This is a genomic window from Dechloromonas denitrificans (genome assembly GCF_020510685.1).
Classification (GTDB): Bacteria; Pseudomonadota; Gammaproteobacteria; order Burkholderiales; family Rhodocyclaceae; genus Azonexus; species Azonexus denitrificans_A.
In genome coordinates this window covers 3,290,394-3,303,529 of the sequence record NZ_CP075185.1, presented here as the reverse complement: position 1 = coordinate 3,303,529, position 13,136 = coordinate 3,290,394, and the positions used below count along the sequence as shown (strand labels likewise).

Here is a 13,136-nt window from a genome sequence, read left to right as displayed (position 1 = left end):
TCTTTTACTAAAAGTATCGAATCCATGGATACCTTCAAACAAATTTCTGCTTTTGTAAATGTCGCTACGCGCGGCAGCCTGTCGGCCGCGGCGCGTAGCGAAGGCGTCACGCCGGCGATCATCGGCCGGCGCCTCGATGCGCTGGAGACTCGTCTCGGCGTCAAGCTGCTGCTGCGCACGACGCGCAAGCTGACGCTGACTTTCGAGGGACAGGCTTTTCTTGAAGATTGCCAGAAAGTCCTCAACGATCTGGCCAATGCCGAAGCGGCGGTCTCGCTCGGCGGGGTGCGAGCGAGCGGCCAGTTGCGGGTGTCGGCGCCGTCCGGCTTCGGCCGCCGGCATGTGGCGCCGCTGGTTGGCGATTTCATGCAGGCCAACCCGGAGGTAACGGTCAACCTCGATTTGAGTGACCGCCTGGTCGATCTGCTCAACGAGAACATCGATTGCGCCATCCGGATCGGCGAATTGACCGACTCCAGCTTGGTCAGCGTGCGCCTCGGCGAGATGCGCCGGATGGTGGTGGCCAGCCCGGCCTATCTGGTGGCGCATGGCGTGCCGCGCGAACCGGCCGATCTGGCCGGCCACAATTGCCTGTCGCTCGGCCAGCAGCGCGGCTGGGTCTTCCGCAATCCGCAAGGGGGAGCGGTGGATACGCTTAAAGTCAGCGGTACCTTCGAGTGCAACGACGGGGCGGTCCTGCATGAATGGGCGCTGGCCGGGCGCGGGCTGGCCTGGCGCTCGCTGTGGGAAGTCGGGCAGGATCTGAAAGAGGGCCGCCTGACATCGGTACTCGATGCCTGGCAGGCGCCCCCCATGGGTATCTACGCGGTATTTCCCCAGCGCCGGCACTTGCCGTTGCGGGTGCGGCTGTTCATCGATCTGTTGAAGGAAACCTACAGCCGACCAAGTTACTGGGAACTGCGGTGAAAAAGCCGGTCTATCGGCTGCTCGGCTTTGCTGCGGTGCTGCTCGGTGTGGTCGGGGCGGTGCTGCCGCTACTGCCGACGACGCCTTTTCTGATTCTCGCGGCCTATTTCTTTTCGCGCTCGCATCCGGAATGGGAAGCCAGACTGCTGGCCCACCCGCAAGCCGGGCCGGCGATTCGCGCCTGGCGCGACCATCGGGCCATTCCGGCAACGGCAAAACGGCTGGCGACATTGCTGTTGGCGATCAGTGCGTTCGGTGGTTGGTATGGCTTGCCCGAACCGTGGCGCTATTTGCCGGCTGGCGTGGCGGTCGGGGTGCTCGGCTGGATGTGGTCACGGCCTTCGGTGTGACGGGTCGGCATCGGGGGGGCAATCCGGCACGGTTGTAAGCAAAAAGACCCGCGACGATTCGCGGGTCTTTGAACAACTGCCCAGGCGCTCAGAGTTTCCGGCGCCGCGTCGCACCCAAACCAGTCAGCGCGATGCCGATCAGGGCCAGAATCCCGGGTTCAGGAACTTGAAGCGGGTTGCTCGAGATCGTGAAACCGAATGCCAACCTGGTGGATTCGCCTTCTTCAGTAGTGAAGCCAATGCAACCAGGTGCCTGACCTGCAGCAATACAAGCCGAGTTCTGCAGGGTTCCGAGTACGCCACCGGTGACCGGGAAAATATTCACGAAGTAGGTCCGCAGCCCATCGCCGTCGAGTGCATCGTAGTTGAACGATGAGTTCAGCAAGCCGCCGGTCAGGACGAAAATGTCGTTGCACGGATTGTTGGCCGGACTGTTTGCGGCGCAGGGCGTGCTGTTGGTCGTTTCAACAAAGGCGATGTTGAAGGGGAACAGCTGAATTGGCAGTGCAGGATTGTCCGGTGACGCCGGGTTAAGCGTTACCGTATTGGTCAGTACGGCGGACAGCAGTGAAGTCCCGGTAATCGGGTTGTTGTTGTGGGTGAGCGAGGTGCTCAAGCCAAGGTAAGGCGGCGCGTTCGGCACACCAGTACCAAGATAGGTATTGACATTCCCGGTGGCCGGGCTATCACCGATCACCAGCGAGCTTCTACCCGAGCCGGTGGATGTTCCCCAGGACAGCGCACCGACACCTGCCCCCGGATTTGTTCCGCCGGGGCCGTTATAGCTTGCTGCGGTGAAAAGGCTTGTTATCGTGTAGTCCCAGTTTGTCACGATGGCGCTGGCGGATGACGACGCTAACAGGAGTGAGATTCCGATACTGCAAAACTTCGCAAGTAGTTTCATGATTGAATCCTCCGTGAAAGACACTTGACACGCAGCATCACGCATGCCAGCTCGGGCTAAGGCGATGTTTCTAATTGATTCCTTGCTGGCCGGAACCGCGGCATCCGGCATCGATGTAAAGGAATCCGACAACGATGGAACAAAGTTGGCTTTTCTTTGCCGCCGCCGCCAAGCCTTGTCTTTGTCGAGCCGCAATGAAAAAGGCCGGCCCTTTTTGGGGGCCGGCCAGTGTGCCGCCGGATAAGGCAGCAGCTAAAGCGATTAGCTTTTTAGTGGAACTGTTCTTCTTCGGTCGAGCCGGTCAGCGCGGTGACGCTGGATTTGCCACCCTGGATGACGGTGGTGACTTCGTCGAAGTAACCGGTGCCGACTTCCTGCTGGTGGGAAACGAAGGTGTAGCCACGATCGCGGGCTGCAAATTCCGGCTCCTGAACCTTCTCGACGTAGGCCGACATGCCGCGGGCGACGTAGTCCTGGGCCAGATCGAACATGTTGTACCACATGGAGTGGATGCCAGCCAGGGTGATGAACTGGTACTTGTAGCCCATGGCGCCCAACTCTTTCTGGAACTTGGCGATGGTGGCATCGTCCAGGTTCTTCTTCCAGTTGAAGGACGGCGAGCAGTTGTAAGCCAGCATCTTGCCCGGGAACTTGGCATGCACGGCGTCAGCAAAACGCTTGGCATATTCCAGATCCGGCGTACCGGTTTCACACCACACCAGATCGGCGTACTCGGCGTAGGCGACGGCGCGGGAGATGGCTTGTTCCAGACCTTTCTTGGTCTTGTAGAAGCCTTCGGCAGTGCGCTCGCCGGTCAGGAACGGCTTGTCGTTCTCGTCGTAGTCGGAGGTCAGCAGATCGGCTGCTTCGGCATCGGTACGGGCGATCACCAGCGTCGGCACGCCGCAGACGTCGGCAGCCATACGGGCGGCGATCAGTTTCTGGATGGCTTCGGCAGTCGGAACCAGCACCTTGCCGCCCATGTGGCCGCACTTCTTGACGGAAGCCAGCTGGTCTTCCCAATGGACGCCGGCGGCGCCGGAGCGGATCATCGCCTTCATCAGTTCGAAGGCGTTCAGCACGCCGCCGAAACCGGCTTCAGCATCGGCCACGATAGGCGCGAAGTGGTCGATGTAACCCTTGTCGCCCGGGTTGGCACCCTTGGACCACTGGATTTCGTCGGCCCGGGTGAAGGCGTTGTTGATGCGCTCGACAACCTTCGGCACGGAATCAACCGGGTACAGGGACTGGTCCGGGTACATGGCGGCGTATTCGTTGTTGTCGGCGGCAACTTGCCAGCCGGACAGGTAGATGGCCTTGATGCCGGCCTTGACCTGTTGCATGGCTTGGCCGCCGGTCAGGGCGCCCAGACAGTTGACGTAGGGTTCGTTGTTGACCAGATCCCACAATTTCTCGGCACCGCGACGGGCCAAGGTATATTCAACCGGGACGGAGCCGCGCAGACGGACGACGTCAGCAGCGGAGTAACCGCGCTTGATGCCTTTCCAGCGGGGGTTTTCAGCCCAGTCTTTTTCGAGGGCGGCGATTTGCTGTTCGCGAGTGCTCATGTGTATTCCTCAAGAGATTTGGTTATTGGTTTCGGCACTAGCGCCAATTGCAGTAGCGTTGTGTCGGTAGGACCAGTATAGAGATTATTCTGCATGGCAGCAATTGTCTTATATAAGACATAAGACAATATGTTTTTCAATTAAAACATGGTGTTGCATTCTGTTTTTCACAATATGAAACGGCGATCGTTTCCGTGAAATGCAGTGCACCATTTTTTCGAATGGCTCTGGGGATGGCGTGGTCCATAACCCCCAATTCTTTTGCTCAGCGGCCGGAATTGGGCTGGCCGATCTGGTTGGTGCTGGAGGCTTGTGCGCCGTGGCTGAGCAAGCACGGCTTTTTGGCAGGTAGAAAAAAACCGGGAGTTCCCGGTTTTCGTTTAGATCAGTGCCTTGCCGGAAACCAGCACACCGTCTTCATCGGCATAGAGCCAGTCGCCCGGATTGAAGGTGACGCCGCCAAAGGTAACGGCGATGTCGCGATCGCCGACATCTTTCTTGATGCTCTTTTGCGGGTGCGTATTCAGGGCGCGAACCCCGATATCGATGCCGTTGATATCGGCGGAATCGCGGATACAGCCGTAAACCACAACGCCTTCCCAGCCATTTTTCTGAGCCAGAATGGCCAACTGGTCGCCAACCAAGGCGCAACGCAGCGAGCCGCCGCCGTCGATCACCAGCACCTTGCCCTTGCCGTTTTCGGCAAAGGCGGTACGGACCAGCGAGTTGTCTTCGAAAATCTTCAGCGTAACGATCTCGCCGCTGAACGAGCTGCGGCCGCCATAGCGCTGGAACATCGGAGCGACGACGCGCAGGCTCCGGCCGAGTTCGCTTTCGAATTCGTCACACAGGTCGGGGGTCTTGAAACTCATTGTTTTGTCTCCGGAAATAAAAAAGCCGTGCAATCTTGCACGGCTTTCGGGGTGCCTGGCAATCGTCAGACGACCGCTTCGGACTTTTCTTCCTCGAAACCGAGTTTGATTTTGCCATCCTTGTCGAGGTCGACCGTGACACGGCCACCGCTGGCCAGTTTGCCGAACAGCAATTCGTCGGCCAGCGCCGAGCGGATGGTGTCCTGAATCAACCGGGCCATCGGGCGGGCACCCATCAGCGGGTCGAAGCCCTTCTTGGCGAGTAGCGCCTTGACGGCATCGGTGAAGTGGGCTTCCACTTTCTTCTCGTGTAACTGTTCCTCGAGCTGAATCAGGAATTTGTCGACGACCCGCAGGATCACGTCGTGGTCGAGCGGCGCGAAGGAAATGGTTGCGTCCAGACGGTTGCGGAACTCCGGCGTAAACATCCGCTTGATCTCGGCCATCTCGTCGCCGGTCTGCTTGGCATTGGTGAACCCCATGCTCGACTTCTGCAGATCAGCAGCGCCGGCGTTGGTCGTCATGATGATCACCACGTTGCGGAAATCAGACTTGCGTCCATTGTTGTCGGTCAGTGTGCCGTGATCCATGACCTGCAACAGGATGTTGAAAATGTCCGGATGGGCCTTCTCGATTTCGTCGAGCAGCAGCACGCAATACGGCTTCTTGGTGACCGCTTCGGTCAGCAATCCGCCTTGCTCGAATCCGACATAGCCCGGCGGGGCGCCGATCAGCCGCGATACGGCATGGCGCTCCATGTACTCGCTCATGTCGAAACGCAGCAATTCGACGCCGAGGCAATAGGCGAGCTGCTTGGCGACCTCCGTCTTGCCAACGCCGGTCGGGCCGCTGAACAGGAAGGAGCCGATCGGCTTGCCCGGGTTGCCGAGGCCGGAACGCGCCATCTTGATGGCTTGGGTCAGCGCATCGATGGCCTTGTCCTGGCCGAAGACGACCGCTTTCAGGTCGCGGTCCAGGTTCTTCAAGGCGCCACGGTCATCCAGTGTCACGTGCTGTGAGGGAATACGGGCGATCTTGGCGACGATTTCCTCGATGTCGGTCTTGTTGATGACCTTCTTCTGCTTCGACTTGGGCAGAATCCGCTGTGCCGCACCTGCTTCGTCGATGACGTCGATGGCCTTGTCGGGTAGATGGCGGTCGGTAATGTAGCGGGCGGAAAGTTCCACCGCCGAGGAAATCGCTGTCGCCGAATACTTGACGCCATGATGTGCCTCGAAACGGGACTTCAGGCCCTTGAGGATTTCGACGGTTTCGGCCACGGATGGCTCATTGACATCGATTTTCTGGAAGCGGCGGGACAGCGCACTGTCCTTCTCGAAAATTCCCCGGTACTCGGTGTAGGTCGTTGCGCCAATACATTTCAACTGACCGGAAGAAAGCGCCGGCTTGAGCAGGTTGGATGCATCCAGCGTGCCGCCGGAAGCCGAGCCGGCACCGATCAATGTGTGGATTTCATCGATGAACAGGATGGCGTTCGGGTTGTCGCCCAATTGCTTGAGCACACCCTTCAAGCGCTGTTCGAAATCGCCCCGGTACTTGGTGCCGGCGAGCAGCGATCCCATATCCAGCGAATACACGTTGGCCTTGGCCAGAATATCCGGCACTTCGCTTTCGACAATGCGCCGGGCAAGGCCTTCGGCGATGGCCGTCTTGCCCACGCCGGCTTCGCCGACCAGCAAGGGGTTGTTCTTGCGCCGCCGGCACAGGGTCTGGATGACCCGTTCGAGTTCCTTGTCGCGGCCGATCAACGGGTCGATCTTGCCCTGCAAGGCGAGGGCGTTGAGATTGATCGTGTATTGCTCAAGCGGGCCGGCCTGTTCCTTCTCGCCTTCGGTTTCCACCTGGTCGCCTTCGACCGGAGCTTTTTGCTGCGGCACCTTGCTGATGCCGTGGGCAATGTAGTTCACGACATCGAGGCGGGTGACGCCCTGCTTCTGCAGGAAATACACCGCATGCGAGTCCTTTTCGCCGTAGATCGCGACGAGAACGTTGGCGCCATTCACTTCCTTCTTGCCGGAAGACTGAACGTGCAGGATGGCCCGCTGGATCACCCGCTGGAAACCGAGCGTTGGCTGGGTATCGATGTCGTCTTCGCCGGACACGGTGGGCGTGTGTTCGTTGATGAAGTTGGTCAGATCCTTGCGCAGCGTATCGGGCTTCGCGCCGCATGCACGCAGGGCGTCGGCGGCGGACGGATTGTCGATCAGCGAAAGCAGGAGGTGTTCGACGGTAATGAACTCGTGGCGTTTTTGACGCGCCTCGACAAACGCCATGTGCAGGCTGACTTCGAGTTCCTGGGCAATCATCAGTTTTCCTCCATTACGCAAGCAAGCGGGTGGTGATGCTGGCGGGCAAATGCACTCACTTGTTCCACCTTCGTTGCCGCGATGTCGCGCGGAAAAACCCCGCACACGCCACGGCCTTCATTGTGAACTTTGAGCATGATTCGCGTCGCTTGTTCAGTATCGAGAGAAAAAAAACGTTGCAATACAGCAATGACGAAATCCATCGGGGTGTAATCGTCATTGAGCAACATCACCTTGTACATCTTTGGCGGTTCCAACTTGCTGCGTTGTGCTTCAAGCTGTTCGCCATCCTGAATCTTCGTAGCCATGCTTTCGATTCTATACAGTCCGACTCAATCTGCAACTATAAACATGGGGACGAATTCCTTGGTTTCCAGAGGGATATAAGCAATTCGCTTGCCTGTTTTTTTGCTGCGCTGCCGCATTGAATCTTGTTGACGATAAAATCCAGATCGCGTAGAAAGCAATCGTGTTTGGCTTTTAGGTGCATCAAGGCTGCTGCAACGCACCGGGTCACTGAGCTCAAACAGGGAGTCGGGGAGACCCGGAAATTTGTTCGTTTTTTGTATGAAAGTTGCAAACATGGCAATCGGTACTGTCAAGTGGTTCAATGATTCCAAGGGCTTTGGTTTTATCACTCCTGATGATGGCAGCGAAGATCTCTTCGCACATTTCTCCGCCATCAACATGAATGGCTTCAAGACCCTGAAGGAAGGCCAAAAGGTTTCCTTCGATGTCGTGCAAGGCCCCAAGGGCAAGCAGGCTTCCAACATCCAGAGCACCTAAGCGACGGATAGTTCCAAATTAAAAGCCCGTCTGGTTTCAGACGGGCTTTTTTGTTTTGGGGGCGTTTTCCGGTCAGGCGATGGTGATTTCGTCTTGCCGCTTGTCGCCGAGGTTGTCCTGCCAGTTGATCGTCAATTTGTCGCCGACCTTGATGCCGCGGGCTTTGAAGGTGAACAGCGGATTTTTCGAGATCGAGGTATTGAGCTGCCCGTCGATCATCGGTTTGCCGTTGTGGCTGACCGAGAATGTCTGGATGAAATGGACGGGCAAGGTCTGGCCCTTGTCATCCTTGCGTTGTCCGGTTTCCATCGGATGCTGCAAAAGGATGCGCAGGTCGGTAATTTCGCCCTGAATTTGTGCGCGAATCTTGATCTGTTCTGCCACGATTAACCTCCACATCCGCCGAGGGTTACCTTGATTTCACGGAAGGCAACGTAGGTCTTGCCATCGGCGGCTTTGACGACGGCCCGGATGCGTGTTGTCTCGGCCAGTTTGATTTGTACCCGGGCATACGGCAGCGCCGGGGCTGAGAAATTGAGATTGGCGCACAGCGGCATCGGGTTCTTGTCGGCGAAGAGTCCCAGGCTGCGGGTGTTCGCTATGTTGCTGGTAATCTCGACTTCGACTTTGGCGCCGTTCTCGGCGATTTCCGGCGCATTGATTACGATGTCCCGCGATTCGGCGGCGTTGCCGCTGCCGTAGGCCTTCAAGGCGTCGTTGATGGTACTTGCCGTAAAGGCGCTGCGATTCCACTCGGCAGCCAGTACGGCGGTAGGCTTGAGCAGGCCGGTGCCGAGCAGCGGCGCGAGCAGGGCGGCGGAGGCGCCACCCTTGAGCAGGCTTCTTCTCGATTCAAACATGGTCTTTCCTGTGGGGTCTATTCGGCAAGCCAGTGGCCGGATTTGCCGCCGGATTTTTCAAGCAGGCGGATGTTTTCGATGCGCATGCCGCGGTCGACGGCTTTGGTCATGTCGTAGATGGTCAGCAACCCGACCGAGACTGCAGTCAGGGCTTCCATTTCGACACCGGTTTTCCCGAAACATTCGGCGGTGACCTGGCAATGAACGGCGCTCTGCGCTTCATCGATGGTGAAATCCGCCGCCACATGAGTCAGCGCAATCGGGTGGCAAAGCGGGATCAGGTCGCCGGTTCGTTTCGATGCCTGAATGGCCGCGATACGGGCAATGCCGAGAACGTCGCCTTTTTTGGCCGAGCCGGAGCGAATCAGCGCCAAGGTTTCCGGTTTCATGAATATGCTGCCTGCCGCGCGGGCGATCCGTGCCGTTTCGGCCTTGCTGCCGACGTCCACCATGTGCGCCTGGCCGGTGCTGTCAAAATGGGTAAGGTTCTGGTTTGTCACTTGAATTTATACTGGGTTACGTCTACCCCGGGAGGCCGCCCTGAGGGCTGCGGTATCATAGCACCATGCCACTTGCTCAACGATTGATCGCCGGAATCCTGGCCTGTTCGATGGTCTTTACCCCTCTGCGCGCCGACGATCTGCCGGAGTTGGGCGATGTCGCCAGCAACGAGTTGTCGCTGAGTGCCGAGAAGAAAATAGGTACCCAGATCATGCATGAAATTCGCTGGCGAGAACCGAGCTATCTCGATGATTCGGATGTCGAGGCCTATCTCAACCAGCTGGGAGGGCGACTGGCTTCGGTCAGCAACGATCCGGGCATGGGGTTCTTTTTCTTTCCGATCAACGACGCGAGTATCAATGCTTTCGCAATGCCCGGTGGGTTCATCGGCGTGCATACCGGGCTCATCCTGTCGGCACAGACGGAGTCCGAGCTGGCTGGGGTGATGGCTCACGAAATTTCGCATGTCACGCAGCGCCATATTGCCCGCCAGGTTTTCCAGTCGAAGCAGTTGGGCATGGCCGCCATGCTGGCTATGGGGCTGGCCTTGCTGGCGGCGCGCTCAAACGGCCAGGTGGCGGGAGCCGCCATGGCGACGACGCAGGCGGGTGCAATATCCGCCCAGCTTGCCTTTTCGCGGGATTTCGAGCGTGAAGCGGATCGCCTGGGCTTCGATATCATGCGGCGGGCCGGCTTCGATGTGCGCGGCATGTCGGTTTTCTTTACTCGTCTGCAACAGGCGGTTCGCCTCTACGAGAACAACGCCACGGCTTACTTGAGGTCGCATCCGCTGACCGGCGAGCGGCTGACCGACATGCAGAATCGCGAGCAGTCGCTGCCCTATCATCAGGTGCAGGACAGCGTCGATTTCCAGTTGGTGCGTGCAAAATTGCGGGCGATGCAGGGAACGCCCGGCGAGGCAGTCCGCGATTTCGAAATGCTGCTGCAAGACAAGAAATATATCGCCGAGGCAGCGACCCGCTATGGTCTGGCCTACGCCCGTTATCGCGGACGCGATTGGGCCGGGGCCGAGCGCGATGTCCTGGCGGCACGGCGGATGAAGGTCTCGGCGGCGATGCTCGAGCGGTTGCTGGCCGATATCCACATCGCCCAGGGTGATGTCGGTGGCGGATTGCGAGTTTACCGTGATGCGATGGTCCGCTTTCCACTCAACCACGGCTTGCTCTACGGCTATGGCGGTGCGCTGATCGGTGCCCGGCACTTTGACGACGCGCTGGCTTTCGTCGAGACACAACTGCAGAGCTATCCGGAAGACGTTCGCTGGCACAAGATGCGGGCCGAGAGCTATGCCGGACTCGGCCGCAAGGCGCAGCAGCATCGGGCGCTGGCCGAAGTCTTTGCCTTGCAGGGGCAGACGGCGGGTGCTGTCGAACAACTGGAGTTGGCGCAAAAAGCGGGTGATGCCAATTTTTACGAGTTGTCGACCATCGATGCACGCCTGCGCGAACTGAAACAGCGGCGGTTCGAGGAAATGAAGGAAAAACGTAATTAGAGGTAAAATTTGCCCCCCACCCACGAAGCCAAACGACCATGGAATTTGATCGCGATCTCGACGTCAAGGGACTGAATTGCCCGCTCCCCATCCTGCGTACCAAAAAGGCGCTGGCCGAGATGGAGTCTGGTCAGGTGTTGCGTGTGCTGGCGACCGATGCCGGTTCGCTGAAGGATTTTCCGGCTTTTGCCAAACAGACCGGCAATGAATTGCTCGAGCAAAAAGAAGAGAACCGCATCTTCGAGTTTTACCTGAAGCGCAAATAACCCACTCGTTGTACGCATTTTTCGAAGATCGGCAGGCGCCGCCAGGCGAACCTGCCGCTTGGCGTTTTGAGGCGCCGATCGACTGCCTGACGGTGTGGGATGCGGCAACGCTGGCCAAGGCGCTGACGGTGCTCGCTGACGAGCCGGGCTGGGTGGTTGCCGCTCTCGATTATGAACTCGGCTACCTGCTCGAACCCAAGGCCGCACCAACTGGCTGGCAAGCCGACGAAAGCCGCCCGCTGGCGCGGTTCTGGCGTTTTACCCGGTGCCTCGAATTGAGTGCATTCGAGGCCGAGGCCTGGTTGGCCGAGCAGGGCGGTGCTGCCGCCGCCGGCATCGGCGGATTGCAGCCGGGAATTCCGGAAGATGAATACCTGGTGGCGGTCGAGCACATTAAGCACCTGATATTCGAAGGCGATTGCTATCAGGTCAATTTCACCTTTCCACTGACCTTTGAATGGTTCGGCACGCCGCTCGATTTGTATGCCCGCTTGCGCCAGCGTCAGCCGGTGCGCTATGGCGGCTTCGTCGGCGATGCGCGGCAGGGGCTGGTTTCGCTGTCGCCGGAGTTGTTTGTCGAACGGCGGGGCGATCGCTTGCTGACCCGGCCGATGAAAGGGACTGCGCCGCGCAGTTCGCCGAAGGAAGATCTGCTCGCTTCCGAGAAAGACCGGGCCGAGAATCTGATGATTGTCGATTTGCTGCGCAATGATCTCGGCAGGATCGCTGACAACGGGAGCGTGGCGGTCGAGCGACTGTTCGATATCGAGGATTATCCGAGCGTCTGGCAGATGGTTTCCGAAATATCGGCACGCGTCGGCGGGCGTTCCTTCCGTGAAGTGCTGCAGGCACTTTTCCCCTGTGGTTCGATTACCGGGGCGCCCAAGATTCGCGCCATGCAGATCGCCGCGCAACTGGAAACCTGTCCTCGTCAGCTATACACCGGAGCCCTCGGCTGGCTGGCCCCGAACGGTGATCTCCGGCTGAACGTGGCGATTCGCACGCTGGAACTGGCGGCTGGCGGCAAGGGCAAGCTCGGGGTGGGCAGCGGCATCGTCGCCGATTCCCGGCCGGCGGCCGAGTGGCAGGAGTGTCTGCTCAAGGCGCGTTTTTTGACTGATTGCGACCCCGGCCTGCGACTGATCGAGACACTGCGCCGCGAGAACGGCGACTATCCCCGGCTGGCCGGGCATCTGGCGCGCTTGCGGCGATCGGCCAAATGGCTGGGCTTTGTTCTTGACGAGGCGGCGGTCGGCGAGGCGCTGGCCAGCCAACCCGCGACTGGTCTATGGCGGGTGCGGCTGACCCTGAGCAAGGCCGGCGATATCGAACTGCAGGCTTTTCCGTTGCCTGACACGGAGGAAGACCGGCGTTACGCCCGGCTGGCTGAAGAACGTATCGACTCCGGCGATCCGTTGCGTCACCACAAGAGCACCGAACGCCGTCTCTACGATGCCGCGCTGGCTGGTCTGCCGGCCAATTCATCGATCTTCGATGTGGTATTTCTCAACGAACGGGGCGAGGTGGCGGAAGGGGCGCGGAGCAATGTTTTCGTCGAACGGAACGGACTGCTGCTGACACCGCCGCTAGCCAGCGGTTGTTTGCCGGGTGTCCTGCGCGGCGAATTGCTGGCCGGCGGTCAAGCGATCGAGGCGATTTTGCGACCGGAGGATCTACTGTCCGGTTTTTGGCTCGGCAACGCGCTGCGTGGCCTGGTGCGGGTCGAGCTGCTGGCGCCCGACACGGCCTGAAAATAGGTTTTCAGGCCGGCGAGCGGCGTGTTCAGCGGCGCAGTTTGCGCAGGTAAAGCCCGATCAGCGACAGCAAGCCGCCCGCTATGCCGTAGTAGAGCGCCTTGGCGCCGACATCCTGGTATTCAACGAGAACCGGTTTCTCATCTTCCACCTTGTAGCGGATGGTGGTCTGAAAGTGCCATGAGGACGCTTTGGCTTCGATCAGGCTCCCCACCTTCTTCCATTGCAGCCAGCCCTTTTCCTCCATCACCTCGCCGGCGTCACCCGGGATGTTGATCGAGGTGTACATCCCCTTGCTCTTGCCTTCGTCGAGGAGGCTATACGGAATGCCGCAGATTTCGCCTTTCTCGCAGACCGCCACGACGCGGAAATACGGCTTCCATTCGTCGGTTTTTTCCCAGGGCCAGAAAATGATGAAGGCAACCGTCCAGATCCACACCAGGCCACAAAAAAGCATCATGGCAAAGAAGGCCTGAGCGAAAAATCCGCGTTTTGTGTCGGACATTGA

15 protein-coding genes are annotated in these 13,136 nt (G+C 59.1%); 6 read left to right on the top strand and 9 right to left on the bottom strand.

The window, feature by feature from the left end:
• Window positions 1-24: 24 nt before the first annotated feature.
• Window positions 25-927, top strand: coding sequence for a LysR family transcriptional regulator (locus KI611_RS15920; RefSeq protein ID WP_226416626.1), 903 nt, complete (start codon window positions 25-27; stop codon window positions 925-927).
• A complete protein-coding gene (locus KI611_RS15915; RefSeq protein WP_226416625.1) occupies window positions 924-1,277 on the top strand; it encodes a YbaN family protein in 354 nt (117 codons plus the stop codon). Before KI611_RS15920 ends, KI611_RS15915 begins: the two co-directional genes overlap by 4 nt.
• Window positions 1,278-1,365: 88 nt before the next feature.
• On the opposite strand, the gene KI611_RS15910 is transcribed toward KI611_RS15915, so the two are convergent.
• The 5 genes from KI611_RS15910 to clpS form a co-directional block, all read right to left on the bottom strand.
• Window positions 1,366-2,181 (bottom strand): THxN family PEP-CTERM protein, encoded by an 816-nt coding sequence (locus tag KI611_RS15910; RefSeq protein WP_226416624.1) that lies wholly within the window; start codon window positions 2,179-2,181, stop codon window positions 1,366-1,368.
• Window positions 2,182-2,450: 269 nt separating this feature from the next.
• Complete coding sequence (gene aceA / locus KI611_RS15905) at window positions 2,451-3,749, bottom strand: isocitrate lyase (protein ID WP_226416623.1); 1,299 nt, start codon at window positions 3,747-3,749, stop codon at window positions 2,451-2,453.
• 380 nt (window positions 3,750-4,129) lie between these two features.
• A complete protein-coding gene (gene rraA, locus KI611_RS15900) occupies window positions 4,130-4,621 on the bottom strand; it encodes a ribonuclease E activity regulator RraA (protein WP_226416622.1) in 492 nt (163 codons plus the stop codon).
• 65 nt (window positions 4,622-4,686) lie between these two features.
• The gene (gene clpA / locus KI611_RS15895) at window positions 4,687-6,948 is read right to left on the bottom strand and encodes an ATP-dependent Clp protease ATP-binding subunit ClpA (RefSeq protein WP_226416621.1); all 2,262 of its coding nucleotides are present in this window, start codon (window positions 6,946-6,948) and stop codon (window positions 4,687-4,689) included.
• Entirely contained in the window at window positions 6,948-7,256 is a 309-nt protein-coding gene (gene clpS / locus KI611_RS15890; protein WP_226416620.1) for an ATP-dependent Clp protease adapter ClpS, read from the bottom strand. The genes clpA and clpS overlap by 1 nt, the downstream gene beginning before the upstream one ends.
• Before the next feature lie 274 nt (window positions 7,257-7,530).
• Here clpS and KI611_RS15885 point away from each other — a divergent pair, with 274 nt between their 5' ends.
• Complete coding sequence (locus KI611_RS15885) at window positions 7,531-7,734, top strand: cold-shock protein (protein WP_066880803.1); 204 nt, start codon at window positions 7,531-7,533, stop codon at window positions 7,732-7,734.
• Between the two features lie 72 nt (window positions 7,735-7,806).
• Here the strand turns inward: KI611_RS15885 and soxZ are convergent, their stop codons facing one another.
• The 3 genes from soxZ to moaC are packed head-to-tail and all read right to left on the bottom strand — an operon-like array spanning window position 7,807 to window position 9,094.
• The gene (soxZ, locus tag KI611_RS15880) at window positions 7,807-8,118 is read right to left on the bottom strand and encodes a thiosulfate oxidation carrier complex protein SoxZ (RefSeq protein ID WP_226416619.1); all 312 of its coding nucleotides are present in this window, start codon (window positions 8,116-8,118) and stop codon (window positions 7,807-7,809) included.
• A gap of 2 nt (window positions 8,119-8,120) precedes the next feature.
• Entirely contained in the window at window positions 8,121-8,594 is a 474-nt protein-coding gene (gene soxY / locus KI611_RS15875) for a thiosulfate oxidation carrier protein SoxY (protein ID WP_226416618.1), read from the bottom strand.
• Between the two features lie 17 nt (window positions 8,595-8,611).
• Window positions 8,612-9,094: a cyclic pyranopterin monophosphate synthase MoaC gene (gene moaC / locus KI611_RS15870; protein WP_226416617.1), complete on the bottom strand. Its 483-nt coding sequence runs from the start codon at window positions 9,092-9,094 to the stop codon at window positions 8,612-8,614.
• 65 nt (window positions 9,095-9,159) lie between these two features.
• Here moaC and KI611_RS15865 point away from each other — a divergent pair, with 65 nt between their 5' ends.
• The 3 genes from KI611_RS15865 to pabB are packed head-to-tail and all read left to right on the top strand — an operon-like array spanning window position 9,160 to window position 12,625.
• The gene (locus KI611_RS15865) at window positions 9,160-10,608 is read left to right on the top strand and encodes a M48 family metalloprotease (protein WP_226416616.1); all 1,449 of its coding nucleotides are present in this window, start codon (window positions 9,160-9,162) and stop codon (window positions 10,606-10,608) included.
• Window positions 10,609-10,646: 38 nt separating this feature from the next.
• Window positions 10,647-10,874, top strand: a complete 228-nt coding sequence (locus KI611_RS15860) for a sulfurtransferase TusA family protein (RefSeq protein ID WP_226416615.1) — start codon at window positions 10,647-10,649, stop codon at window positions 10,872-10,874.
• An 8-nt stretch (window positions 10,875-10,882) separates the two neighbouring features.
• Window positions 10,883-12,625 carry an aminodeoxychorismate synthase component I gene (pabB, locus tag KI611_RS15855; RefSeq protein WP_226416614.1) on the top strand — a complete coding sequence of 581 codons (1,743 nt, stop codon included), beginning with the start codon at window positions 10,883-10,885 and terminating at the stop codon, window positions 12,623-12,625.
• Window positions 12,626-12,656: 31 nt separating this feature from the next.
• Here pabB and KI611_RS15850 read toward each other — a convergent pair whose 3' ends face one another.
• On the bottom strand, window positions 12,657-13,133 hold the full coding sequence (locus KI611_RS15850) for a hypothetical protein (protein WP_226416613.1): 477 nt from the start codon (window positions 13,131-13,133) through the stop codon (window positions 12,657-12,659).
• Window positions 13,134-13,136: the final 3 nt, after the last annotated feature.